The organism is Lacrimispora sanguinis (assembly GCF_044987295.1).
GTDB lineage: Bacteria > Bacillota > Clostridia > Lachnospirales > Lachnospiraceae > Lacrimispora > Lacrimispora celerecrescens_B.
On record NZ_CP173277.1, the window covers coordinates 3260198 to 3286698 of the forward strand.

Annotated in this window: 24 protein-coding genes; 9 read left to right on the top strand and 15 right to left on the bottom strand. The window is 44.1% G+C overall.

What is annotated here, in order from left to right; all coding sequences use genetic code 11:
• Nucleotides 1–157: 157 nt before the first annotated feature.
• The 4 genes from ACHZES_RS15150 to ACHZES_RS15165 all read left to right on the top strand — a co-directional run bounded on the left by ACHZES_RS15150 (nucleotide 158) and on the right by ACHZES_RS15165 (nucleotide 5462).
• Nucleotides 158–1480: an ABC transporter substrate-binding protein gene (locus ACHZES_RS15150; RefSeq protein ID WP_038283530.1), complete on the top strand. Its 1323-nt coding sequence runs from the start codon at nucleotides 158–160 to the stop codon at nucleotides 1478–1480.
• Nucleotides 1481–1482: 2 nt separating this feature from the next.
• Entirely contained in the window at nucleotides 1483–2355 is an 873-nt protein-coding gene (locus ACHZES_RS15155) for a carbohydrate ABC transporter permease (RefSeq protein ID WP_038283529.1), read from the top strand.
• Nucleotides 2355–3176 (top strand): carbohydrate ABC transporter permease, encoded by an 822-nt coding sequence (locus ACHZES_RS15160; RefSeq protein WP_395547294.1) that lies wholly within the window; start codon nucleotides 2355–2357, stop codon nucleotides 3174–3176. The genes ACHZES_RS15155 and ACHZES_RS15160 overlap by 1 nt, the downstream gene beginning before the upstream one ends.
• A gap of 96 nt (nucleotides 3177–3272) precedes the next feature.
• Nucleotides 3273–5462 carry an alpha-galactosidase gene (locus ACHZES_RS15165; RefSeq protein ID WP_395547211.1) on the top strand — a complete coding sequence of 730 codons (2190 nt, stop codon included), beginning with the start codon at nucleotides 3273–3275 and terminating at the stop codon, nucleotides 5460–5462.
• 104 nt (nucleotides 5463–5566) lie between these two features.
• On the opposite strand, the gene ACHZES_RS15170 is transcribed toward ACHZES_RS15165, so the two are convergent.
• Entirely contained in the window at nucleotides 5567–7330 is a 1764-nt protein-coding gene (locus tag ACHZES_RS15170; protein WP_395547210.1) for a sensor histidine kinase, read from the bottom strand.
• A gap of 1 nt (nucleotide 7331) precedes the next feature.
• Nucleotides 7332–8081, bottom strand: coding sequence for a response regulator (locus ACHZES_RS15175; protein WP_038283388.1), 750 nt, complete (start codon nucleotides 8079–8081; stop codon nucleotides 7332–7334).
• A 246-nt stretch (nucleotides 8082–8327) separates the two neighbouring features.
• On the opposite strand from ACHZES_RS15175, the gene ACHZES_RS15180 reads away from it, so the two are divergent.
• The 4 genes from ACHZES_RS15180 (at nucleotide 8328) to ACHZES_RS15195 (ending at nucleotide 13094) form a co-directional block, all read left to right on the top strand.
• Entirely contained in the window at nucleotides 8328–9689 is a 1362-nt protein-coding gene (locus ACHZES_RS15180; RefSeq protein WP_395547209.1) for an extracellular solute-binding protein, read from the top strand.
• 75 nt (nucleotides 9690–9764) lie between these two features.
• Nucleotides 9765–10676 (top strand): carbohydrate ABC transporter permease, encoded by a 912-nt coding sequence (locus ACHZES_RS15185; protein WP_038283515.1) that lies wholly within the window; start codon nucleotides 9765–9767, stop codon nucleotides 10674–10676.
• Between the two features lie 14 nt (nucleotides 10677–10690).
• Complete coding sequence (locus ACHZES_RS15190) at nucleotides 10691–11530, top strand: carbohydrate ABC transporter permease (RefSeq protein ID WP_038283390.1); 840 nt, start codon at nucleotides 10691–10693, stop codon at nucleotides 11528–11530.
• A gap of 37 nt (nucleotides 11531–11567) precedes the next feature.
• Complete coding sequence (locus ACHZES_RS15195; RefSeq protein WP_395547207.1) at nucleotides 11568–13094, top strand: glycoside hydrolase 43 family protein; 1527 nt, start codon at nucleotides 11568–11570, stop codon at nucleotides 13092–13094.
• A 111-nt stretch (nucleotides 13095–13205) separates the two neighbouring features.
• Here the strand turns inward: ACHZES_RS15195 and ACHZES_RS15200 are convergent, their stop codons facing one another.
• The 13 genes from ACHZES_RS15200 to ACHZES_RS15260 all read right to left on the bottom strand — a co-directional run bounded on the left by ACHZES_RS15200 (nucleotide 13206) and on the right by ACHZES_RS15260 (nucleotide 25435).
• Nucleotides 13206–13859 (bottom strand): hypothetical protein, encoded by a 654-nt coding sequence (locus ACHZES_RS15200; protein WP_092241657.1) that lies wholly within the window; start codon nucleotides 13857–13859, stop codon nucleotides 13206–13208.
• Between the two features lie 124 nt (nucleotides 13860–13983).
• Nucleotides 13984–14598 (bottom strand): RNA polymerase sigma factor, encoded by a 615-nt coding sequence (locus ACHZES_RS15205; RefSeq protein WP_038283393.1) that lies wholly within the window; start codon nucleotides 14596–14598, stop codon nucleotides 13984–13986.
• Between the two features lie 206 nt (nucleotides 14599–14804).
• Nucleotides 14805–15425 (bottom strand): V-type ATP synthase subunit D, encoded by a 621-nt coding sequence (locus ACHZES_RS15210; RefSeq protein WP_038283395.1) that lies wholly within the window; start codon nucleotides 15423–15425, stop codon nucleotides 14805–14807.
• Between the two features lie 11 nt (nucleotides 15426–15436).
• Nucleotides 15437–16840 carry a V-type ATP synthase subunit B gene (locus ACHZES_RS15215; RefSeq protein WP_038283396.1) on the bottom strand — a complete coding sequence of 468 codons (1404 nt, stop codon included), beginning with the start codon at nucleotides 16838–16840 and terminating at the stop codon, nucleotides 15437–15439.
• 14 nt (nucleotides 16841–16854) lie between these two features.
• Nucleotides 16855–18621 carry a V-type ATP synthase subunit A gene (locus ACHZES_RS15220; protein ID WP_395547206.1) on the bottom strand — a complete coding sequence of 589 codons (1767 nt, stop codon included), beginning with the start codon at nucleotides 18619–18621 and terminating at the stop codon, nucleotides 16855–16857.
• Complete coding sequence (locus ACHZES_RS15225) at nucleotides 18614–19216, bottom strand: V-type ATP synthase subunit E (protein ID WP_395547205.1); 603 nt, start codon at nucleotides 19214–19216, stop codon at nucleotides 18614–18616. The genes ACHZES_RS15220 and ACHZES_RS15225 overlap by 8 nt, the downstream gene beginning before the upstream one ends.
• A 16-nt stretch (nucleotides 19217–19232) precedes the next feature.
• Nucleotides 19233–19541, bottom strand: coding sequence for a V-type ATP synthase subunit F (locus ACHZES_RS15230; RefSeq protein ID WP_038283402.1), 309 nt, complete (start codon nucleotides 19539–19541; stop codon nucleotides 19233–19235).
• A gap of 3 nt (nucleotides 19542–19544) precedes the next feature.
• Nucleotides 19545–19976 carry an ATP synthase subunit C gene (locus ACHZES_RS15235; RefSeq protein ID WP_089996666.1) on the bottom strand — a complete coding sequence of 144 codons (432 nt, stop codon included), beginning with the start codon at nucleotides 19974–19976 and terminating at the stop codon, nucleotides 19545–19547.
• Between the two features lie 22 nt (nucleotides 19977–19998).
• The gene (locus tag ACHZES_RS15240; protein WP_395547204.1) at nucleotides 19999–21927 is read right to left on the bottom strand and encodes a V-type ATP synthase subunit I; all 1929 of its coding nucleotides are present in this window, start codon (nucleotides 21925–21927) and stop codon (nucleotides 19999–20001) included.
• Nucleotides 21928–21943: 16 nt separating this feature from the next.
• Nucleotides 21944–22990 (bottom strand): V-type ATPase subunit, encoded by a 1047-nt coding sequence (locus ACHZES_RS15245; protein ID WP_038283407.1) that lies wholly within the window; start codon nucleotides 22988–22990, stop codon nucleotides 21944–21946.
• A 4-nt stretch (nucleotides 22991–22994) separates the two neighbouring features.
• On the bottom strand, nucleotides 22995–23306 hold the full coding sequence (locus ACHZES_RS15250) for a hypothetical protein (RefSeq protein WP_038283408.1): 312 nt from the start codon (nucleotides 23304–23306) through the stop codon (nucleotides 22995–22997).
• 227 nt (nucleotides 23307–23533) lie between these two features.
• Nucleotides 23534–24652, bottom strand: coding sequence for an SH3 domain-containing protein (locus ACHZES_RS15255; RefSeq protein WP_395547203.1), 1119 nt, complete (start codon nucleotides 24650–24652; stop codon nucleotides 23534–23536).
• A 462-nt stretch (nucleotides 24653–25114) separates the two neighbouring features.
• Nucleotides 25115–25435, bottom strand: a complete 321-nt coding sequence (locus tag ACHZES_RS15260) for a hypothetical protein (RefSeq protein ID WP_404820242.1) — start codon at nucleotides 25433–25435, stop codon at nucleotides 25115–25117.
• Nucleotides 25436–25642: 207 nt separating this feature from the next.
• Here ACHZES_RS15260 and ACHZES_RS15265 point away from each other — a divergent pair, with 207 nt between their 5' ends.
• Complete coding sequence (locus tag ACHZES_RS15265) at nucleotides 25643–26488, top strand: SGNH/GDSL hydrolase family protein (RefSeq protein ID WP_395547202.1); 846 nt, start codon at nucleotides 25643–25645, stop codon at nucleotides 26486–26488.
• Nucleotides 26489–26501 lie beyond the last annotated feature (13 nt).

The following is a 26501-nucleotide window of genomic DNA, read 5'->3' on the forward strand; positions in this document are numbered from 1 at the left end:
ACATATTATATACATTTTTCAATCCCCAGGAAGGAAAATGATAGAAAAGAGCCTGAAAGTGTAGATTTGGGTATCTTACGGAACCCAGAGGACTGTGATAGACTAAAGATACAAAATAGCCGGCTAAAAACTAATATAAATGTAAGGGAGAATTATTATGAAGAAGTTAGCACTTGCCTCACTGGCAGGTCTCATTGCGATCAGCGTAATAGGCTGCTCCAAGGCACCCCAGGAACCTGTGGAGACTACCACAGCGACAGAAACGGTAAAAGAGACAGAAACTAAGAAAGATGCAGTAGCCTCTACAGGTGTTACCATTGAATTTTTATATAACTTAAACGGCGAGTCAGTCAGCGATGCCATTCAGGATGTCTGCAAACAGTTTACAGAAGAAACCGGAATCGGTGTGGAAGCAGTCATGCCAGGCAGCAATTTTTCCGATATTATGAAAACCAGAATGGCTTCCAATCAGCTTCCGGATGCGTGGACAACCCATGGCTGGGCAGTAGCAAGATATGCGGAATATTTATCTCCATTAAATGATTTTGAGTTTGCTTCTCATATATCCCCAAGCATTAAGGAACAGATCACTGACGGGGAAGGAAACTTATACACCCTTCCAATTGATATGGATTTAACAGGAATGATCTACAACGAAAATGTGCTGGAAGAAGCCGGTGTGAATGTAGATGATATTAAAACCTGGGCTGATTTTGAAGCAGCCTGCGAGAAGATTAAGGCAGCAGGGCTGACCCCCATTCAGCTTGGCGGGAAAGACAGCTACACCATGGGAAATATGATGGATTTCGTGGCTCCTACCCTGATTACAAACGAGGATGAGGCCAATCAGGCAGCTCTTTTAGACGGCAGCTTTGACTGGAGCAAATGGAATACGGTTGTAAATCAGATTGATTCCTGGAGACAGAAGGGATATTTCAATACTGATGCAGTTACAGCAGATTTCATGACCGGTATTAAGGCTCTTGCGGCCGATAAGGCAGCGTTCATGTTTACCGCAGCCAGCGGAATCACTGAAACCTACGTTCAGAATCAGGATACAAAAATGGGCTTTATGCCTCTTCCTGCTAGAGAAGAAGGTTTAAAACAATCTCTGATGACAGGAGAGCACTTTGCAGTTGGCATGTCAAAGACAACAAAGCATCCGGAGGAAGTAAAACAGTTTATGGAATTCCTTGCACGTGAAGACATCAGCTCTTATCTTGCAACCAAATGCGGAATGCCTTCCGGTCTTGACAATGTAATAAGTGATACGGGAAGACTGGCACCATACTACGATAAATATGCAAATGACAGTTCCATTTTAAATATTCCGTATTTTGACAGAAAATATCTGCCAAGCGGTATGTGGAACGACCTCTGCGTAACAGGAGCAGCCATTGTCTCAGGACAGGCAGATTCTCTTACCGTTGCAGTGGATCAGATGAAGACAAGCTATGAGGAAAAGAAAGCACAGGAGTAAACATGAAGATTCAAAAAAAATCAGTAATCAATCTGTTTTATATTCCGGCAGTGATATTGTTTCTTGTTTTTGTGATTTATCCGTTTATCCAGGGAATCCGGCTGTCCTTTACCAACTGGAATGGGTATTCCCAGACAATGAAATTCGTTGGAATTAAGAATTACACCAGATTGTTTCAGGATGCAAATGTAAAGACAGCACTGGTCAATACCCTTATTTACGGTGTTATGAGTACCGTGATCCAGAACATCTTAGGTCTTGGCTACGCGTTATTTTTAAATACAAAGTTTAAGGGACGTTCCATTGTCAGAACGATTATCTACATGCCGGTTATGATTGCTCCGCTGATTATGGGTTACATCATGTATTTCTTCTTTCAGTATGACGGAGGTGCGGTCAATGATATTTTGATCGCCCTCCATATGGAGCCGGTGGATTTACTGGTCCATTCAGGGACCGCCATCCGGATCATTGTATTGGTAAACTCCCTGCAGTTTGTGGGTGTTGCCATGGTCATCTATCTGGCGGGGCTCCAGAATGTGCCCACCATGTATTATGAAGCAGCCATGATTGACGGAGCCACCTTCTGGGAGCGGTTTAAGCATATTACCATTCCGCTGCTGATGCCGGCCATTTCTTCCTCCACCATCTTAAACCTGATCGGAGGATTAAAGCTTTTTGACCTGGTTATGGCGCTTACAAGCGGCGGACCGGGATTCAGTACCCATTCCCTGTCCACTCTGGTTACAAACCAGTATTTTTCGGCCCAGTCCGCAGGATATGCTTCTGCAATCGGAATTTTCACATTCCTGCTGATCATGATCATCAGCAATGTGGTCATGGGTTACTTTGACAAAAAGGAGGTGGATGTGTGATGAAAGGATCAAGGGTTTCCAATGCCTGGAAGTATGTCCTGGCTCTCATTATCATTGCAGTCCACTTTGTACCCATATATATGGTGGTTGCCATTGCGTTCAAATCCCCATATGATCATTCATCCAGATGGGCCTTTCCGGGATACCTTTACTTAAAAAATATTTACACCGCGCTGGAGCGGGGTGGAATGCTTCTGGCCCTTAAAAATACCGTGATCATAAGCGGTATGTCAATTCTTTTTATTGTGGTCATCGGAGCTATGGCGGCTTATCCTCTTGCGAGAAATAAGAGCAGGCTTAACAACCTGGTAAAAGGGTTCATTATGGGTGTCATGATGATTCCCCCCTTAAGCATTCTGGTTCCCTTATATTCCTTTATGGCTAAAATTCAGGGAATCAATTCCTACTGGGGCATGATCGTGACTTTGATCACCTTCCAGCTTCCCACCAGCATCTTTTTGTTTTCAAGCTTTATAACCAGCATACCGGTGGCTCTTGAGGAAGCAGCAGCAATTGACGGATGTGGGCCGTTCCAGACATTTTTTAGGATCATTATGCCTCAGCTAAAGCCGGTAACAGCTTCTGTTATCATCATCACCGGTGTGAACTGCTGGAATAATTACCAGTTTGCCTTGTACTTACTCCAGTCCCCCAGGATTAAGACTATCACACTGGCTATTGCAGGTTTCTTTTCCGCAGACTCGGCCAATGTCAATGGAGCAGCGGCAGCGGCCTTTATAGGAATCCTTCCCATGATTGCGGTATTCCTGTTTTTACAGAAATATTTTATCCAGGGCATGGTGGACAGTGCAATCAAGTAATTGGATATTAACTAAATAGGGTTCAGATAAGAAAAGCGGGAATCGGATGAGACTTCCGCTTTCTTTCTAAAATTTTTTGAAAGATTGAGGTTTATAATGAGTGTAAAATATATTGAGGAAAAAAAGGTATTCTTATTAAATACGAAGAATTCAAGCTACCAGTTCCGGGTGGCGGAATATGGATTTTTAGAGCACTTGTACTATGGTAAAAAGATATCTGATGCAGCGGATTATCTACCTGTGAGAATCCGCCATGGATTTGAAGCCAATCCCTATGAGTCGGAAAAGGACAGGACCATCTGCCTGGATGTGCTGGAACAGGAGTATCCGGGGTTTGGAGTTTCAGATTTCCGGGTTTCTGCGGTCAGTGTGATTAACGGGGATGGCTCCAACTGCGTCGATTTAAGGTATGTATCACATACCGTTGCAGATGGAAAATATCGCTTACATGAAATGCCGTCCTTGCGGGAGAATGGCGGCACCTGGCAGACTCTGGAGGTCCTGATGAGGGATCCTTATAGTCAGATAGAGGTGACTCTTGTATATGGCGTTCTGGAAGAGTATGACATCATTACAAGATGCGCCAGGATACGGAATGCGGGAGATAAGACCGCGTTTGTCAATGCAGCTCATTCTACCTGTATTTCTTTCCCCACGGACCAGATGGATATGATCAGTTTCTATGGAAGCTGGGGCCATGAGCGGTGTGCAGAGAGAACTTCCGTGAGACACGGGAAGATCACAGTGGACAGCGCCAGAGGCATCTCTAGCCATTATCAGAACCCATCGGCCATTCTCTGCAGCCCTGAGGCAACAGAAGATGGGGGAGATTTTTACGGAGTTGCTTTGGTTTACAGCGGTAACTTTGCAATCACCACAGAGGTCAATGATTTTAAACAGACCAGACTGGTGGCAGGCATTAACCCGGAAACTTTTTACTGGGAGCTTTCAAAAGGCAGTGTATTTGAAACACCGGAAGCGGTCATGACCTATAGTTCCCAGGGCCTATCGAAAATGAGCCACAATTTCCACCGGGCAGTGAAGCATCATCTGATTCCCAGCCAGTTTATCAATGAGAGGTGTCCGGTTCTCATCAACAACTGGGAGGCAACCATGATTGATTTTGACGAAGAAATGCTGGTTAACATTGCTGGAAAGGCAAAGGAACTGGGCGTTGAGATGTTTGTCATGGATGACGGCTGGTTTGGAAGAAGAACCAATGAATACAGGGGCCTTGGAGACTGGCAGTGTAACTTAAGTAAGCTGCCAAGCGGAATACCTGGATTTTCTGCAAGAATTCACAATATGGGGTTAAAGTTCGGCATATGGATCGAACCGGAAATGGTCAATGAGGATTCCAGGCTTTATGAGGAACATCCGGACTGGTGTATCCAGATTCCGGGAAGAAAACCAACCCGCCAGAGATATCAGCTGATCCTGGATTTCAGCAGGGATGAAGTGGTGGAGGCTATCTTTCATCAGCTTTATGAGGAATTTAAGGATGCGCAGATTGATTACATCAAGTGGGATATGAACCGGAGCATGACGGACCGTTTCTCTGGTGCTCTTCCGGCCCACAGGCAGGGAGAGGTTTGCCATAAGTATGTGCTGGGCCTTTATAAGCTGATGGATAAGATGACAAAGGCGTTTCCAAATGTGCGGTTTGAAGGCTGCAGCGGAGGCGGAGGAAGGTTTGATATGGGAGTTCTTTACTACATGCCCCAGATCTGGTGCTCCGATGATACGGATGCGGTAGAGCGGATTCACATTCAGTATGGAACTTCCATGATCTATCCGCCTTTTGCCATGGGTTCTCATGTCTCGGAGTGTCCCAACCAGCAGACGGGAAGAACGGTTTCCATTGATACAAGAGCGGCTCTTGCCTATTTCGGGACCTTTGGATATGAGCTGGATTTAAATGAAATATCAGAGGAAGAGCAGGACGCGGTCCGCAGGCAGGTGAAATACTATCAGGATCACGGACTTGTGTCCGCCCATGGAGACTATTACCGGCTGACCAATCCGGAAAGAGAGCGGGAGTATGGGGCGTTTATGTCGGTCTCCCAGGATAGGAAAGAGGCGGTCGTAGGATATATTCAGAGAGTTTCCGGAGCAAATAAGGGAATTATTTATTTAAAGCTGCGGGGTTTAGAAGAGCAGACGATGTATGAAATTCTAGAACTTGGCATAAAGCTTTCCGGGGCAGCACTGATGTATGCGGGACTGCCTATGCCGGTGATCAAGGCGGACAATGAAGCCAGGGTGTTCACTTTGATGGCGCAGTGAGGAAATTCTAACTGGTTTTAAATACTTATAGGGAGTTATGGAAAGAGAGGATCGGAGACGGGGAACACATCAGATGTTGTTCCCCGTCTCCGATCCTGTTTATATTATTTTTTGCAATTAACAATTCGATTTTGCGGGATTTTGAATGATATGCACGTTCCCATATATTTTTTACTAAGTATTTTTAATTGAGAAGTGTTTCCATATTGCATTACCAGGCGGCTGTTAACATTGGCCAGGCCGATGTTTTCCTGACTGGGATGATTGATTTTCTCATTGAGGGCGGCCACTTCTTCTTTGCTCATGCCAACACCTGTATCTATTACGGTAATGGTAAGCCATTGATTTTTCTCCGCTATTTTGAGTTTGATAAAGCCTGAGCCTGGAAGGGGCTTGATGCCATGATACAGGCTGTTTTCAATAAGTGGCTGCAGGATGAGCCTCATGATGGGGTAAGATTCCACTGCCTTGTCATAATCGTAGTACAGGATATATTTATCCTCATATCGGTATCTCTGGATACTGTCATATTTTTTCAGATATTCAACCTCATCCCTGATGGTTACCATGGAGGTGGTATTTTGAAGCGAATATTTGAGAATATCGGAGAGTGCTTCAATGATATTGTTTAGAGACGTAGGTTCTCCGGTAAATTCAATGGCCTTAAAATCCAGTGTCTGCAGAGTGTTAAAGAGAAAATGTGGATTGATTTGCAGCTGTAGAGCAGCCATTTCCGCCAGCTTTTGTTCCTGCTTCTTTAATGTCAGCTGATTTTTCAGGAAGGTCTGATTAACAAATAGCCGGACGATATTATTCAGAATAATATCGTATTCATCCTTGATGAAGCTTGGCTTCTCCTGATTGTAGGTACCCCGTTCTGCATCGGAGAATACAGTAACAAAGTAATCAATCTGCTGAAAGTTCTTCTTGGTAATGGTATATGCAATCCAGACCATTGTGCACATTACCACTGCCAGAACCATAAGAAACTGGAAAAGAAGTGTGTACAGCGCCAGATAGTAATTAGACTTACTGATGCAAGCGGCTATATAGGTACCGCAAGCGGCCGGTATGATTCTGACATAATAGTTTTGGTGGTTAAAAGATATCCAATCCTGGTAGGGCTGGTCAGAAGAAGCCATTACCATAGATACAATGGCTTCCCTGTCATGGTCGCCTAGTTCCTGCATGTTTCCGTTTCCCTGTAAAAGAAAATTGCCCTGTGAGTCAATGATAAAAAACTGATCCAGATTAGAGCCAGAATTGAGAAGCTGTTTTAATTGCTCCTCATAGATATTAACCAGAATGACGCCCTGGAACATACTGAGCTTTCTATAATAAGTCAGAACCGGAGTAGGCCGGCTGTAGGAATATAAGGTCATATTCCGTTTTTCAATCCACTCACTTTTGTCAGAGGTTTTATAGGATTCCATCCAGTTTAAGTCAGAAAATTGCGACAACTGGGCAATACCTCCGGTATAAGAGGTAAGGATGGAATCATATCCATCCAGATAATAATATACCGAGGAGATATAAGAAGCATTACTGGTCAGAGAGGCAAAATTGGAGAAAATACTGTTAGTGAGGATCACATCCATGTAACCAAGCTGTTTATGAGATATAAAATTGCGCAGCGAAATGGACATCCTGGGATTTCGGACCAACATATCATATTGGGTAGCAGCACTGTCAAGAACAAGGGAATAGCTGTCTCTGACGGCTTGGGCTGATTTGATGGCTTCGGCTTCTATATCTTTTTGCTTTCCATACACAATGGCAGCGAGAAAAATCATAAAAACTGTGATGATGGGAAGCGTTATGATTCCTGTATAATATAAAAATCGTTTGATAAAATTCCGTTTTCTCATGTCATTCTCCGTGAGTGGGGCAGTGGTTCTGCCGGTACTGCGATGGCGTCATATGGAAATACTGATGAAAAGCCCTTGAGAAATTTTTTGGATTATCATATCCCACCCGGTAGGCAATTTCATATTGTTTATAACCGATATCCTTCAGCATCCTAGCTGCATTATCCATGCGTGTCTTAAGCAAATAATTGGAAAAGCTTAAATCGGAGTGTTCCTTCATGACCTTCGATAAGTAATTAGGGCTTAATTCCACAAGTCTGGCTGCTTGTTCCAGCGTGGCATTCTGGTAATTCGTATCCAGATAATTCTTAACCATGCCGATAAGCTTTTCATAGTAGCTCAAATTCTCTTCTTCCGGTGCAGGAGACCGATGATTTTCTATATTGAGGTTTTCTCTGATTTTTGTAAGGCAATCTACCAGATCTTCATACTTGACCGGCTTTAAGAGATAGTCAATGGCACCGCTGCGCAGAGCCCGTCTGACATAGTCGAAATCCTGGTATCCGCTGAAAAAAATAATCCGGACCTTCCTCTTTGAAGAAAGCTTTTCTGACAGTTCCAATCCATCCATAATAGGCATCCGGATGTCGGAAAGAATCAGATCGACATGATTTCCCAGTATGAATTCATAGGCTTCCTTGCCATTGGCAAAGCAGCCAGCTACTTCAAAACCCAGTTGGCTCCAGGGAAACAGGTTTACGAGGCCGCTGCGGATCTTGGCTTCATCATCAACGATGATCACTTGATACATAATGAACACTCCCTTCATAAAGATCTGATTTTATTATAAAGAAAAAAATTAAAAAAGCATCTTTTATTTTTAAGGAATCGGCGAGATCGTTGAAAATGAAGAAATTTAGTTCATAATGATACTTTGTCTGGAAAGTCTGTAAAAAATGATACGATTCTATCATGTAAGTTTCTTACTATTTCATAAAACTTCAGTTACAATAATCATAGTTAATTATTCACTTAAAAGCAAACGGAGGTAAAAATTATGAGAAAAGTGACGAAACTGACATGTCTGCTTCTAACAGGAATGATGGCAGCAACCGCCCTGACAGGCTGCACGAATAAACCCGCAGCCACGTCTTCCGGAGCAGAGACAGAAAAGGCAGCGGATCAGACAACGGCAGGAAAATCAACTGCAGAACAGATAACGCTCCGCTTCATGTGGTGGGGAGGTGATGCCAGAAATGAGGCGACCTTGGCAGTGATTGAGCAATATCAGAAGCTTCATCCGGAAGTAAAGATTGAGGCAGAGATGAATTCCGACCAGGGTTATATTGATAAGGTATCCACCATGCTGGCCAACGGAACAGCACCGGATATCATGCAGCAGAACGTGGACTCCCTCCCTGATTTTATATCAAGAGGCGATTTCTTCGTAAACTTTAATGATTACCCTGATTTATTTGATACCTCAGGTTTTGAAAAGACTTTCATCAGTCAGTTCGGAACCTTTGACGACAAGCTTCTAGCCATTCCCACAGGGATGTCCTGCTTAGCCACCGTAGCCAATGAAGATGCAGCTAAAACTTGCGGTATCGATTTAAGCAGACAGATTACCTGGGAATCAATGCTGGAAGACGGGAAAAAGCTTCATGAACAGAATCCTGAGTACTTCTATATGAATACGGATACCAGAATTTTGTGTGAATATGTGTTAAGACCATATCTTCGTCAGTTGACAGGTCAGTCTTTTATCATTGACAGCGAAAAGAAGATGAGCTTTACAAGAGAGCAGCTGGTGGAAGTGCTTCAATATATCAAAGACTGTTATAGCGGCGGTGTTTTTGAGCCTGCGGAAGACAGTGCAACCTTTAAGGGACAGATTCAAACCAATCCCATGTGGATGGACGGGAAATTTGTATTTGCCTATGGTCCTTCTTCCAGTATTAATCTGTTGATTGATGCCGTTCCAGATAACACATGTACGGTAGTGCAGATGCCCTTGTCGACTGAAAGGGTTAATGACGGGTTCTTTGCAGATACGCCCCAGTACATGACAGTAAACAAGAACTCCAAGCATGTGGAAGAAGCAGTGAAATTCCTGGATTATTTCTATAACAATTCAGAAGCTCAGGAGACATTAAAAGACGTCAGAAGCGTGCCGCCGACCTCTACAGCCAGAAACCTCTGTGCAGAGAAAAAACTGTTAAATCCGGTTGTTGTAAGCGCAGTAGATCTGGCAGCTGGGTTAAATGGTAAGAGTGACAAGGGGTATACTACCAGCGCGGAAGTTTATGCCATTCAGGAAGATATGATTGAAAGCGTTGCTTATGGACAGAGTACACCGGAAGATGCTGCCGATAACGCGATTGATTTGATCAATGATTATTTAAGCGGTTTAAAATAAAAGTACGTAATGGGCTGCCGGGAAATGAACTTTCATTTTACGGCAGCTCTTTTAAAAGGCGGGAGGAATAAATATATGGCTAATAGTAAGGTCAAAATAAAGCCCAATTGCGGCGGATGGACCAAGAGAAACAAGATTGGTTTTATGTATGTATGCATCTGGATTTTTGGATTCCTGTTATTTCAGATGTACCCCTTTATTAGTTCTCTGATCTATTCCTTTACAGATTATGATATCTTCGATAAGCCGTCCTTCATAGGCTTAGATAACTATATCAAGCTATTTACAAAGGATAAGGAGTTTTGGAATTCTCTGACAGTCACCTTAAAATATACCTTTATTACAGTTCCTGGAAAGGTAGTTCTGGCTTTGATTATCGCCATGATCTTAAACAGGGAATTGAAAGGAATCAACTTTATGAGAACTGTGTATTATATTCCTTCCCTTTTAAGCGGTTCCGTAGCGGTGGCGATCTTGTGGAAGGTGCTTTTCATGAACGACGGTTTTATCAACAGTCTGTTGGGTGTTGTACATATACCGCCTGTAAAATGGATGGGCAATCCCAGTATGGCGGTGATCACCATCTGTATGCTGGAGATCTGGCAGTTTGGTTCTTCCATGGTGCTGTTTTTATCAGCTTTAAAGCAGGTGCCTAGGGAACTGTATGAAGCGGCCAGGATTGATGGAGCCACAAAGATAAGGATCTTTTTTAAGATAACGTTACCGATGATTACATCCATCGCATTTTTTAATATTATCATGCAGCTGATCACAGCTCTACAGAATTTCACATCGGCCTTTGTAGTGACAAATGGCGGGCCTAACAAGGCTACCTACGTGCTGGGCATGAAACTATATACGGATGCATTTAAATATTTTAAAATGGGCTATGCCTGTGCCACATCTTGGATTTTGTTTATCATCATTATGATTATGACCCTGATCCTGTTTGTAACATCAAAAAAATGGGTCTATTACGATAACTAGAAAGGAGAGGCTGAATGAAAAACAAAAAAATTAACATTGTAATTACATATGTACTTTTGGGGATATTTGGTATTGTCATGCTGTTTCCGGTAATCTGGATGTTTTTCGCGTGCTTTAAGTCCAATAATGAAATATTCGGCAGCCTGGCTCTGCTTCCAGAGAGCTGGAGCCCGGAAGCTTTTATTAAGGGCTGGGCAACAACGGGTACCTATACCTATGCAAAGTATTTTATCAACACCTTCGCCTTGGTTATCCCTACCACCCTGCTGACTCTGGTGTCATGTTCACTGGTGGCCTATGGCTTTGCAAGATTTGATTTCCCGGGAAACCAGTTCCTTTTTATGATACTGATAACAACGTTGATGCTTCCCAATGCAGTAATCATTATACCGAGATATGCACTGTTTAATAAGCTTGGCTGGCTGGATTCCTACATGACATTTTTTGCACCAGCGGCCGTAGGCTGCTATCCCTTCTTTGTCTTTATGATGGTACAGTTCTTGAGGGGGCTTCCCAGAGACTTAGATGAATCCGCTTATATTGATGGCTGCGGACCGTTTCAGTGTTTTATCAGAATTTTGCTGCCTCTTTTAAAACCTGCACTCTTTTCTGCCGGACTGTTCCAGTTTTTGTGGACCTGGAATGATTTCTTTAATACAAATATCTACATTAATACTGTGGCTAAATTCCCGTTATCGCTGGCGCTGAGAGTCAGTATAGATGTAACTTCCAATATCAAATGGAATCAGGTGATGTCTATGGCTTTGGTTTCTGTAGTACCACTGATCATTTTATTTTTTGCAGCGCAGAAATATTTCGTGGAAGGGATAGCTACAACTGGTATGAAAGGGTAGTGTTGGAGAATTAGCAGAGCATAACAATGGAGGAATCATGAAGACTTATAAAAATCCAGTATTATATGCGGATTATTCCGACCCGGATGTGATCCGAGTCGGCGGCGATTATTATATGGTAGCATCATCATTTACCTATGTTCCGGGAGTTCCGCTTCTTCACTCTAAAGATTTGGTACACTGGGAAATCATTAATTATTGTGTAAAAGCGCTTCCTTTTGAAAAATATAAGGAACCGTCCCATGGTTCAGGAACGTGGGCTCCCTCCATCCGCTTTCATCAAGGAACATTTTTCGTATTTATCCCATTGGTGGATGAGGGTATCCTGGTTGCCAGAAGCGATAATCCTTATGGTGAATTTCAATTAAATATGCTGTGCGAAAGAAAAGGATGGATAGACCCCTGTCCGTTTTGGGATGAGACTGGGAAAGCCTATATGGTGTTTGCGTATGCAGGCAGCAGGGCAGGAATCAAACATCGTCTGATGCTGGTAGAGATTAATACGGACTGTAGGTATTTGGTGGGAGAACCTCAAATGATTTTTAACGGGGAACAGATAGCGCCTATAACCGAGGGACCGAAGCTGTATAAAAAGAATGCATATTATTACATACTAATGCCCTCAGGAGGTGTGGAAAACGGCTGGCAGTCATGCCTTAAATCCAGGGATATTTGGGGCCCCTATGAATACAAGGTTGTCATGCGGCAGGGGTATTCTAAAGTTAATGGCCCTCATCAAGGTGGCTGGATCACAACTCCTGACGGGCAGGATTGGTTCATTCATTTCCAGGATGTAAATGAGCTGGGTAGAATTATTCATCTGGAGCCTATGTGTTTTCTTAAAGGCTGGCCATTTATTGGCCAGGACAAAGATGGTGATGGAATTGGAGAACCGGTAGAAGAGTGGCGAATGCCTGTGGAGAACATGCCTGAATATGAAATCCTTCAATCGGATGAGTTTATGTCTGAGGTACTTGGACTCCAATGGCAGTGGCAGGCAAACCCCAATCCCAATAATTATTCTCTTACTGCCAATCCGGGCTGTCTGCGGCTGTATTGCCGGAAACATCCTAAAAGAGATAATCTTTTGTGGTATGCGCCGAATGTGCTAACTCAGATTCCACAGAGCAAGTCTTTTACTATGACGGCCAAGCTTGTATTAAACGGAGAAAAGACAGGGGATTTCGGGGGAATCGGCATGATAGGGCACTCCTATTCCTACATGGGGTTATATCAGACGGAGGATGGAACAGAACTAAGATGCTACGAAGGAATCGTCACGGACAAGATGTTCAAAGGAAAAGCTAACGAGGAATGCGTTTTTATAAGCATAGGAAATGGAAATAGAATATGGTTGAAGCTTCGTGTATTGGAGGATAAGACGTATCGCTTTTCCTATTCCTGGGATGGAGAAGAATTTCTGGAGACAGACCCTTCATTTAAGCTTTGCCGAGCTACCTGGACGGGCGCCAAGCTCTGTCTATGGGCTTGCGCCCGGGAGAATGCGGAGTCGGAAGGTTACTGCGATTATGAATATATACGTATCCGAAAGGGAGAAATATAAGCAAACATATAAGTTTTCAGAGACAGATCAGTATGGCTAAAGAATAAAATGAAGTACGAAGAAGCATAGCCTCTTAGTACTTCATTTTTTGCAGATTAGCTGCTGTCTATTTTACTTTACGTCTATAACTTCCTTCGCCATACCAATTAAATCATCACAGCTCAAATCATCAGAGGAGCTGAGAGTATACTTCATACCGTTTTCACTCCAGTTTACATAACGGTATACCTTGCGCTCTTCTTCGCTGCTTCCATAGCTGATCATCAGCTTTCCCTCTTCCTCCAGCTTTGAATCTTCCTCTGATGGTTTTGCATCTGGCGGTAAAAACAGATAGTCATCTTCATGAGCTTCTAATGTGATATCCTGATAAACTTCATGCTTTATCACCGTAGAGGATCCCTGAGGAATCATATCCTGATTTTCATGAATGTCAAGTCCCACGCGATTGTTTTCCCCATAGCCGGCATAGAGTTCCGGGTAAGTAATCAATGGATTCTGATTCTCATCCCTTCCTTCCACCTTAGTAATAGAGCCTTCATTAAAGGAAATACCATTTGAAAATGTATCTACTATCTTTGGAGTGGTCCCCATCTGGCGTTCAGCTAATTGAATCAGCTCAGCTTTTGAATGGACCATTTCGTCCCGGGAAGTAGAGCTGAACAAGCCTGTAATTTTACCGCCTGCAATCGCCGTGACAGTTCCCATTACCGTTATTGTACACACTGCGGCCAATGCGGCCACCATTCTCTTTTTATTAAATTTCATAATTCTACTCCTCATTTCTATTTTTTTATGAATTTCTCTAAGACAACGATTCTCTGCATGCGCATCCGGCTTTATCTGATCCAGTTCGGACTTAATGATTTGTTTTAATCTGTCATCCCCAAGGTTATCCATGGCAAAAACCCCTTTCCATTTCTGTTTTTTCACTACTGTCAGCCTTCAATAAATCCTTCAGCAGTTTTCTTGCTTTATGCAGACGGGATTTTACCGTCCCTTCCATGGCTCCTGTAATATGGGCGATCTCTCTGGTGCTCAATTCATTATAATAATACAGAAGAATCACGGTACGGTATTTTATATCCAGATTGCTGAGTGCTGCCTGGATTTCATTTGCTGTCTCTGCCACTAAAACAGATTCCAATGGTCCATCTGTTTTCTTGTCTTCCCGGATGTGCTCCGCACTCTTTTTGTCCTCTTCATTTTCTAAAATACCTTCATAGGAGATTTCAGCCCTCCCTTTTTTCTTTCGTTCAAGCCGCCAGGCTGTCCGGACCAAAATCTGATACAGCCACGGTTCAAAGCGTTCCGTTTGTTTCAGTTTTGACTTGTAAAGATAGCATTTAACAAATGTCTCCTGTAAAATGTCCTCACTGTCACTTCGATTACCTGTAATAAAATACGCCATACGGTATAGCTTTCCGGAATAGGAATGGTATAGTTCGTCAAATGCTGCTTCGCTGCCGTTTATCATGCTTTCCACCAAAGCCTTTTTTTCTTCCATCTTAACCTTTTTCCTTTCCTTTTTAGATGCATCTGATAATAAGAGTCATGGAATTATCATTTGGTTCATTTTTTACAGCTTATATTTTAAAAAGTATAAAAAAGGATCGGAGACGGGTAACTAACAGCTGTTGTTCCCGTCTCCGATCCTTATGGCTAATAAGACTTTTGATTTCAGGTGAGTTCTGCAGTCCCTAGAACTGACCGCTAAATTCCATTTTTATTCCTCTTAATCACCTTAAGCCTGGTAAACTCCTCCCTGTCCTTTTCTTCCAGTGAATTAGTAATGTTCTTAGTCAGCGTCTCATACCTGGGAATTGTAATATTCTTTAAGGCATTGGCCCGTTTCTGGGTCCTCTTGATGCTGTTTGCCAGACGGTAGGCGGAATTCTCCACCATGGAAAGCTTTACCGTCAGCTTCTTTACCTTTTCAAACTGGTAACGGGCTTCATCCAGGGATTCCCTGGTGCTGTAATAGGCATAGGTCAGATTTAATGGCATTTCATCATGCTCTACCAGAGGAATCTCCGTTCCCATGATGCTTCTGGTTTTTATGCGCACGGAAGTATCCGCAGGGACTGCCATGGCAATATCCTGCACATAGTTGATCCCCAGTTCAATGTTAGCCTTTTGCAGGGCCTTATAGGCGGAAGTGAAGGTGACGTCAATTTCTGACTGAATGCCTTTTGCTTCATCGATCAGGCTCATCAGCTCCTTGATGAGGATGTTCCGTTTCTTATCCATCAGCTCATAGCCCTGTCTGGCTAAAGTCAGAGAGCTTTTCGCAAGGATTAAATTCCCCTTGGTGGGAAATGTATTGGGATTCATGAATATCCCTCCTATTCTTCCGAGCCTTCAAGGGTGGTTGGCTTGTAATACTGGTCTAAGACCTTAGTGTCGATGCGGTCTAACTCGGCTCTTGGGAGCAGGCCTAAAAGCTCCCAGCCAATAGTCAGAGTTTCGATGATGTTCCGGTTGGCATGATTTCCCTGTCCGACAAACCGGTTTTCAAATTCCTTTCCGAACACCAGATATTTTTTATCAATAGGGGATAGTTCATCTTCACCAATGACCGATGCAAGCGCTCTGGCGTCTCCTACCTTGGCATAACAAGAGAATAGCTGGTTTGCCAGGCCCTGATGGTCGGCTCTTGTAAAACCTTCTCCAATGCCGTCCTTCATCAGACGGCTTAAGGAAGGAAGAACGTTAATAGGAGGATATACGGACTGGCCGAATAAGTTGCGGTCCAGAACGATCTGCCCTTCCGTGATATATCCCGTAAGGTCCGGAATGGGGTGAGTGATGTCGTCGTTTGGCATGGTTAAGATGGGGATCTGGGTTACGGATCCATGCCGGTCCTTTACGATGCCGGCCCGTTCATAAAGGGATGCCAGCTCGCTGTATAAATAGCCGGGGTAGCCCTTTCTGGAAGGGATCTCCCCCTTTGAGGAGGAAACTTCACGGAGAGCCTCCGCATAGGCTGTCATATCGGTTAAAATAACCAGTATGTGCATTCCCTTTTCAAAAGCCAGATATTCCGCCAGTGTTAACGCAACCTTTGGCGTGATCAGACGCTCAACAACAGGGTCGTTTGCCAGGTTGATGAACATAGCCACGTGGTCGGAAACGCCGCTTTCTTCAAAGGTACGCCGGAAGAAGTCGGCCACATCGTACTTTACGCCCATGGCGGCAAATACCACGGCAAATTTCTCGCTGGAAAGGGCGTCGTCTCCCAAGGAGGCCTGCTGCACGATCTGGGCTGCCAGTTCGTCATGGGGAAGACCGTTTCCGGAGAAGATGGGGAGCTTCTGGCCCCGGATCAGAGTCATCAGTCCGTCGATGGCTGAGATTCCCGTTCGGATATAATCTCTTGGGTATTCCCTGGTAACAGGATTTAAGGGTTTTCCGTTGATGTCCAGACGAATGTCGGAGCTGATGTCTCCAAGACCGTCAATAGGCTCTCCAATTCCATTAAAGGTGCGTCCCAGCATATCTTCGGACACAGCCAGCTCCATCGGATGCCCGGTGAGGCGGGTGTGAACATTTCTTAAGGCCAGACCATCGGTACCTTCAAACACCTGGATGATTGCCTTATCCTCGTAAACCTCAATGATACGTCCCAGCTTCTTTGTCTTTTTTTCTACGGTCATTTCCACGATTTCGTCGAAAGCAGCATTCTGGACGCCTTCTAAAACAACTAATGGACCATTGATCGCACTTAGTCCTAAATATTCGATTGCCATAGCCTGCCTCCTCCCTATGCGTTGCGTTCGATGACGGAATCATAGAAGGTATCTACCTGCTTTTTATAATCATCAAACATATCGAGTCTGTCATTAGGTACATCATATTTAATGGAAATAATCTTATCAAAGATCGGATCCTCCTTTAAAACAGACATCGGCATTCCCATGGAAACCAGGGAACGGGATTTCTTGTATAAATAAAGGATTAAGTCCATCATTTTAAACTGTTTCTCCATTGGCACGCAGGTATCTTCCTTATGGAAGGCGTTCTGCTGTAAAAATCCGATTCTGATTACCTTGGAGATCTCCAGAATGAGCTTCTGGTCATCGGGAAGCATGTCACCGCCGATCAGCTTTACAATCTCCATCAGGCTGCTCTCCTGGGTCAGAAGAAAGACCAGTCGGTTTCTGTAGTCCACGAATTTCTTATCAACATGTTCCACGTACCAGGGAGCTAAATCAGTCAGATATTCAGAATAGCTGCTGAGCCAGTGGATGGCCGGGAAATGGCGTTCGTTTGCCAGATTTCTGTCCAGACCCCAGAAGCAGCGAACAAAACGCTTGGTGTTCTGGGTGACCGGTTCGGAGAAGTCGCCTCCCTGAGGGGATACGGCCCCGATGATGGTAACCGAGCCTTCGGTTCCGTTCATGTTTTGCATCATCCCGGCTCTTTCATAGAAGGCCGATAAGCGGGAAGCCAAATAAGCCGGAAAGCCTTCCTCTGCGGGCATTTCCTCCAGACGTCCTGATAATTCCCTTAAGGCCTCGGCCCAGCGGGAGGTGGAGTCTGCCATGATTGCCACATGATATCCCATATCCCGATAGTATTCCGCCAGAGTAAGGCCGGAGTAGAGACTGGCTTCACGGGCGGCTACAGGCATGTTGGAGGTATTGGCGATCAGTGTGGTCCGGTCCATCAGAGGATTTCCGGAACGGGGATCAACGAGTTCAGAGAACTCCTCCAGTACCTGAGTCATCTCGTTGCCTCGTTCCCCGCACCCGATATAAATGATGATATCCGCATCAGACCATTTGGCAATCTGGTGCTGGGTCATAGTTTTTCCTGTACCAAAGCCGCCGGGGATACAGGCGGTGCCTCCCTTTGCAAGAGGGAACAGGGTATCAATGATTCTCTGCCCGGTAATAAGAGGTTTTCCTGCCGGATATCTCTTTAAAATGGGTCTTGGTACGCGGATCGGCCATTTCTGGGTCATGGTAATCTTCTTTTCAGAGCCGTCCGGTATCTGGAGAGTCAAAAGAGGATCGGATATGGTATAAGAACCATCATCTACTACATCGATGACATAGCCCTCCATATCAGGAGGAAGCATAACCTTATGGACAATGGCAGGAGTTTCGGGAACCTCGGCAATGATGGCTCCAGGAAACAGATGGTCACCCTTTTTTACTGTTATGTGAGTCTTCCAAAGCTTTTCACCGTCAAGGGAGTCCACGTGAATACCTCGGTCAATATATGCCCCACCAGTCTTTGCAATCTCACTTAAAGGGCGTTCGATTCCATCAAAGATGTTATTTAAAATACCGGGGGCAAGTGTGACGGATACGGGAAAGCCGGAGGAGGAGACCGTTTCTCCCGGCTTTAAGCCGCTGGTTTCCTCATACACCTGAACAATGGTGCGGCGGTCCGTAAGACCGATGACCTCACCGACTAAGTGGTCCTTTCCCACGTAGACCATTTCATTCATTCGAAATCCGGAATCGCCCTTTAAATAGATGACAGGGCCGTTAATGCCGGAAATGGTGCCTGTATTAGTCATTAGTCGTACCTCCCATGAGATCCTTTACATCAAAGCGGAAGTCACGTTTTGCCTCCGCCAGCTTGGTCTGAAATGAATTGTCGATTAAAATGTGCCTGGAAGGGATTACAGACCGGGTTCCTCCCAGAAAGGAATATTCGCTTACCCGGACATCAGGGCGGCCTGAGATCGCCAGTTCATTGATTCTATCCTCATCTGCAGGATCGATGTAAATGGTGATGAATTCTTTTCCTGCCAGGGCTTTTGCATCCTGTATCTGCTTTTCCAAAAGCTTTGTATATTCCGGGGATTCCATAAATGTGGCCAGTTTATCCCGAAGCTCCGAAAACAGCTTATCTTTCAGCTCATCCTGTTTTTTTCCAAAAACCCGCTTCATGCCAATCTGTTCCAGGGAAAGTTTTTTGTTGATTTCCCGTTCGATCCGATCACTCTCTAAAGCTACCTGCTGTGCGGCCCTTCGTTTTGCATCCTCCTGATGCTCCGAAAAGGACTGCTCCAAAGCAGCTGTATATTCATCAAGCATCTTTGCACTGCGGGTTCTGGCATCTTCCATACAAAATTCCAGGAAATGCTGTAATTTTTCCTCAGTCGTCAAGATGACCACCTCTTTCTTATAGTTTTAATCCGATGGCTTCATTAACATAATCCGTGATAAAATTCGGCTTGCGGCCGGTACCATGGCGGTCAGGGATTTCTATGATCAATGGAAGCTTGCGGTTCAGCTTTACATCATTGATGATGTCTGGAAATTCTTTTCCGAATTTTTCCGTCAGGAGAATAATCCCGATCTCCTTATCGGCCAGGACTTTATCCAGTTCATGTTTCAGTTCAGCCTTTTCATGAACGACAGCGCCCTCAACACCGGCTAATCTCATGCCGGTCCAGGTGTCTACGTTGTCGCTGATCAAATACATTTTCATGGATTAGAGCTTACCTAAGATCATGAAAGAAATGATCAAGCCATACAGACACACGCCTTCGGCAAGCCCCACGAAGATCAATGATTTACCAAGTATGGAACCATCCTCACTGATGGCACCGAGAGCGGCGCTGGCAGCAGCTGAAACGGCAATACCGCCGCCGATGCAGGCAAGACCTGTGGAAAGAGCTGCAGCTAAGTAACCCATTCCGGCAATGCTTCCAGTGCTGGCTGCGGCACTTTCCGCAGCGGAAGCCTGGCCATTAAACATCAAAACGCTGGAAACAATCAGTGTTCCAAAGAATAAAAGGGTGTTGATCCCAAGGGCAGTTTTATAGCGGCCCTTTGTTTTTGCGCCCATGGCAAATGCTCCGAAGGGCAGGGCAATACTTAAAGTTAATGCAATTGCTAATGTGATTTTCACTAAGATTGACATAATATTACCTCCGTTTTGGTTTTTATATTTTCTTCCCGTATGGTTTAAATGCACGGCCGGTTCCCCGATAGAAACGGCTGAATAATTCATAATATTCCAGACGCAGCACCTGGATTCCAACGATCAGGCCTTCCATGCCGCAGACAAATAAGTTGCCAAGAACTACAATCAGCCAGTTTGGTGTTCCTGCTTCCGCACCGGACAGCATGAGAACTACCTCCATCATGGCCGCATGGCTGACAGCAAAGGCGCCTACACGGACAAAGGAAAGGGTATTGGAAAAATAGCTTAATAACACTTCAAACAGTTCAAAGAAGCCCTGGACCACAAACATGCCCTTTTCCTTTGGCATGATCTGCGCTTTCTTTTCTACCAGATTGGTGAGTGGCTCCTTAAAGAACATAACAAGCAGCGGGATACCAAACATGATAACAAGGAGTATGGCAGCCGGAATGGGGTTATTTGTCATGTAAAGAACGATAGTCAGCACAAGGCTTGCGTAGAAGACAAGTCCTGCCGCACCGTTTGTGTCAAACAGGGTCTTTTCCGGATCATGAAAGCGGATGCTGTTTATGATATTAAGGACCATGGTCAACAGGATAATTCCCATTCCAATGGAAACCGCAACAATAAATACGGTATTTAGTTTCCCTATAAAGGGCAGGTTGGTCATATGCTCCATGGGTCGAAGCCAGACGGCCTGAATAATATTTTCGAATCCAAAAACGCTTCCAAACAGGAATCCGAATATGGTTGAAAAGAAACCACAGCAGGAGATAATTGCTGCCAGATTTACTTTTTTCAGTTGGTAGAGGAGAAGCCCTCCAAACAGAAGGCACATTCCCTGTCCCACATCCCCGAACATAAAGCCAAACAGGAAGGAATAGGTGATGCCGATCAATATAGTTGGGTCGATCTCGTTGTAAGCCGGCAGGCCATACATCTGTATGAACATCTCAAAGGGTTTAAAAAGCCCGGGATTTTGAAGCTTCGTGGGGGGCTTACTCATAATTTTGTTATGATCATCCTCCATGATACAGAAAGTTTTTTCGTCATCAGAGATTTCTTTCTGAAATGCGGCAGCATCCCGATTGCTCATCCAACCGCAGAGGATGTAAAAGGTGTTTACTTTCTGCTTAGTGCATGCGGCTAGTTTTCTCACATTAAAGTTGGTAGAAAATACCTCCAGCTCGTTCAATGCCGCCAATAACTCATCCTGTCTTGATGCCAGCAATTCGGACATCTGCTTTCGGATGCTGTTGATATCGAACTGAAGAGCGCTTATCTTATCTTCCAGAGAATGAATGGCATCCAAAGGCGTGCCTTTGTATTCATCTGGTAAAAAGAAGCGTTCAAAGCGCATGGAGGCATAAATGGCATCAATCTGATTTGAGATGGTTTCCGGTACAAAATAAACCAGCCAGACATATTCGTCATCCTCCCGGCATTTATAGAGAACGGTATCAATGGTATCATATACATAGTTAACAAATTTGTTGTAATACTCATGGGAAATACGCCCAAAACGGAATTTAATGTACTTAAACTGAAGGATGGAGCTTAAATCATAGTTTAGTCCGGTAAATGGAAGGATTCGTTCCAGAGACTGTTGGAAGGAATTTTGTTCCGATACAATGGCCTCTTCCTTTGCTGAAAGCTCCTTTACCTGTTCCCCGATCTCAGTGACAATTCTGGCTGCTTGCTGGATAGGGATCTTTTTCCTGCTGCCAGCCTGACTACTCTGCGGGAGTAATTCCGCCAGTCCTATGGCACGCTGGTAGGCGTCTTTGTATGGATTTGTTTCAATATAAGGCCTTAAGTCTTTCACCGTTTTTAACTCTGACAGGGCATTTTCCAAATGAATTTCATATTTGGATAAATACGTATCGATGACCCGGTCAATATCGTCCTTAGGTCCGGTGATACTTAAGAATTTCATCTTTTCTATCACGAAAAAACAACCCCCTTTACATTTTTACTACATAGGAGATGATTTCATCCGGGCTTACGCGGTAACGGATGCTCTCTATGAGGGTGATAATCTTTTGAATTTCTTCCTCCTTAAAATAAAGATAGGTATTCAGCGTGGCAATGGAATAAGGATTCTGCCGGCTGGAGGAAAGGTATATTTTGTCCAGTATTTCTTGAGTCAGTTGTTCCAAGTTCGGTATTTCTGCGGTTTCCCAATCTGATTTCCTTCCATAAAAGGTAGTTCTTAGTACGGAAAAGAACTCTTCCAGTGTGGCTGTCTCTACCATTTTCGTAATCTGCTCCTTATTCAAATGGTAATTAATAGGGATGAGCAGGGAATAAATATCAGCAGGCTGCTGATGATAATATTTTTTGGAACGGTAAATCCACTGGACATTAAGTAAATCCAGCTTGCTGCCGAAGCAGCGTGCAAGAAGCTCCTGTTCCTTCCTGGTAAGATATTTACCCATAACCCTCCAAATGGTCTTGAAGTATAGAAGGTCTAAATGAACCTCATAATCGAACAAGGTAGGCTGGTCCCTGTCGTCTAGGTGGGACAACAGGTCATAATAGGCCGAACCTTCCAAATTAGCTATGAACTCTCGTAAGTCCGCTGAGGATGACAGTTTCATCAAATCCAGCTTGGAATGTTTCTCAAAAAAGTCCTGGAAAACAGAGAGATCGATATCCAACCGGTTCCGCCCCATGGCATTGCGGAAACACTTTTTCAGGATATCGATTTCAAAGTGCATAAAATACAGGTCCAGGAATTTACGCTGGGTTAAATTGGCGAATCGGTAGAGCTTGGCAAAATCCTGGTACAGGGAAAGGATCAGCCTCTGTTCAATGGCACCCCGGTGAAGGGCCACACCCTCCAGATTTGCAAACAACCCTTCATAGGCAGGGAGGCGCCTTAAATATTCCACTGCATCAGAAACAGTTTCAAGGGCCGCCATTTCGCGGAACTGGCTGTCGGTGATCAGATGGCTCTCCATGGCTCTTACCTTGGTTGTAATGCCGCTGTAGGATAGTAAGTCTCCCATAGGATCACTCCTTTATCATAGTATTGAATAATTCCCCCACATATTGTGTATGATGATCTTCAAAACGCTGTTCCATGGCTTCAAGGACCTTTTGGGAATCATTCCGCTGTTTTTCCAGGCGGTTGTTCATGTTAATTTCCATGCTGGCCTGCAGCTCTTCAATCTTCTTATTGGTTTCTGCTTCCAGCTGCGCATCAAATGCAACGGTCCGTTCTTCCATTTCTTTGGCAAACGCCTTTTTGCGCTCATTGGCATCATTCATAATGGAAGCCGCAGCCGATTCAATCTCGGATATTTTCTCGATCACAGTATCCATACCGTGCCCTCCTTTTCGTAATAGTTCATTAAAAATATAATGCTAATTTATAATGATACTACAATTTTAAAAAATTGCCATAGGATGTTAGAAAAAAACCTTAATCTTAATGAAATTTTATCATAAATATAAGTTACGCCGCCTTAGCTATGGTTATGCATGTGCAACAAAAAAAGCGAAGTTCAGAAGGGATTTTCCCTGAAATCTTCGCTTTTTTAACGTTTTCTTTATTGGGTGGCAGTTGTTGTACTTTCTTCGGCAGAAGTGGATTCCCCTGCTTCCGTTCCTGCCCCGTCTTCCGTTACGGTCAGAAACTCGGTGGCAACATAAGCCTCTGTTCCTTCAAACATAATGGCTGTCCATTTATCATCATAGGTCTTGACGTATTCCACCACCGTACCGGAAGCCAGGCTTCCAAGCTTGGCGCCGTCGGTGGAAGGTTCGGAGCGGACGTTAAGCTTGCTCTTGGTGGTATATGTTTTAGGTGCTTCTGTTTCTGGCTGCGTAGGCTCTGCAGAAGTTTCGGCACTTGTCATGGCTTCGGTAGTGACCTCAGCAACCGTATCGGCTGTTGTTGGCTCTTTTTTTGAGTTCTTTCCGGGGATCAGCTTTACGATGATCAGGGCAAGTACAAGAAGAACCAAAAAGATGAGGGCAGGTTTCAGCAGTTCGTATACATCGAAGCCTTTCTTTTTAGTGCGCCGTCTGCTTCTGCTTGAAGTGGACCTTTGACCGCTTCTGGGAACATTCCTCTGGGCTGGCCTTTGCCCGGGCCTTGCACCGTCTGGTCTTGCTCCATTGCGCCCGGTACCGCCAGTATGCTCCTGAGTCCTTAAAGGCGCATTCCTTGCGCCGGTGCTTCTTTGATTTCCTGTTGTTTGGAATTCATTTTTAGGAGCGCCGCTTCGCGTAGGATTATTTCGGGGAGTAGAGGACATGGTCCTAACGTCTGTAGGACGTTTATTGATTGGGGTTACCCCCTCGCTTCCTCTATTATGAGAGTTTGCAAAGGTATTGACTTCCTGAGACAGAAGCTGGAATGCTTCGTTGGCATCATAGGGACTGTCATCCCCTTCGTGAACTGCCTTGTTTCCCAGCACGCGGATCCTGTGATAGTGGTCTTTGGCAGCCTGAGAAATAAAGCGTCCTTCAAAAAGCTGGTCTATGCTGTCTGCCAGATCGCCTTCCACAATCAGAGCCCTTTCTCCAAGATAATTCACCATATATTCCAGGGTTTGCCGGGCTTTGATCATGGCCATGTTATACTGCTTCTGGCTCATGAGCTTTTCCGTTTCCCTTTGACCCTGCTGGATTCTTAGTAAGAAACTGTTGTTTGTAGTTCCCATATATATCCTCCTTTGCAAAAACGGTTGTATTCCAATATACAGATATTATACTAGATTAATGCAAATTGTGCACCTGTTATTTTGTCGTTTTTTGATTTGTAAGAGAAAAGTAAAAAACATATTGATAATCATTATAAATAAAGGAAAATTTGAACTTTAAATTTTCCGTGATACTAATTTGTTACTAAATCATGTAATTTGCTTGCGACCTTACTATGCTTATTAGGGGATAAGTGCCCATAAATATTGTTTACCATATCGACAGAGTCCCCTATACGCTCTGCTATAAGATAGGGAGAGAGTGAATACGTATTGGTTTGATACCGGAAGAAGTGCTGGCTTCTCCCCCTCCTCTACAATCCGGTTGCACCACATGTTGCAATAAATACCGATGATGCAATGGATATGAGACCTTGTGCTTTTAATGATATCGGGGAGCGTATTGAAGCGGATGATTTAACATCAAGTGAACATGATAGTGAAGTCGAAGACGGTGAATAAAGCCCCTATAAAAGGAAGGAGCCGGTAAGATCGGGGGAATCCTGCCGGCTGAAGTATGAAAAAAAGTTTATTTAAAAGGGTTATTGGCCTCTTTGTGATTATTAATATACCGGGGAATTGTGACGGAAATTTGATGAATTTGTGAAGAGTCTGTGAAAGTAAGTGGTACGTTGAAAACTTAATATTGATAGTAAGTACGATTCCAAGCGGAGCATCTCGCCCCGATAGACTTAGACTTTTCTTTTCCATGTCCCTCCGGTGAGCGGCCTGTTCCTCTACCATTTCGAAAATTCTCGTTGCCGTACCCGGAAGAATTTCTTCATACTTGGCAAAATGGAATTGTAAGTGACAAGATTATACCATAAATGATAGAAATAAGATTATATGTTGTATATAGTTACTAAAATTTGATAAAAACGTGAAATAAGCCTATTTTATTACCGATTTTGGCCGATATAGTTCATGGATAACATAGGGGGAGGTAGGAGTATGAAACGTTCAGTATTAATAAAATTAGGGATAGGAATTTTGGCATTTTTGGTTATTATTTTCTTAACCGGATATTTTTTTATCTCCAGTGCATTAAAGGGTTTTAAAGTCCAGGTGATGGATTTTGACCAGGAGTTAAATTTAAGAAAACCGGCACAGGTAAAATCGGAACCCACCATTCTGTTTTTAGGAAACAGCATGACCTATTTTAATGATCTTCCGACGGTTTTTATGAATTTAAGCCGGAGCGGAGGATTCGCAGCTGAGGTATATGAATTGACGGAAGGTTCGTACCGCCTTGAATATTTTGCCGATGAAACAGATGAAGTTGGGGCACAGGTATATGATGCACTGAAAAGTTACGATTGGGATTATGTGATTTTGCAGGAACAAAGCGGTATTTCCACAATAGGAGCAGAAGAGCACATGTATCCTGCCGCAAGGACGCTTGACAGTATGATACGGGAAGCAAATGGTGAATCCGTGTTTCTAATGACGTGGGCTTATAGAGAAGGTTTTTCATTACCATTATTAGGGTTGGAATTTAAAAATACAAGAGAAGAAATGCAGACTCAAATGGCTCAAAATTATAGGGACATTGCCACTGAACTGGATGCACTGCTGGCACCTGCCGGTATCGCATTTATGCGGTGTTCTGCCAATTATCCAGAAATTGAACTCTGGGATGAGGACGGGAATCACCCATCACCGGCCGGAACTTATTTGGCTGCATGTGTTTTGTATCAGGTGTTATACGATCAGTCTCCCGGCGAACTTGGATACACCGCCGATCTGGATAGGCAGACGGCTTTAAAGCTACAGCTGGTTGCTGCGGGTATCCAATAACAGAATCTGGGGT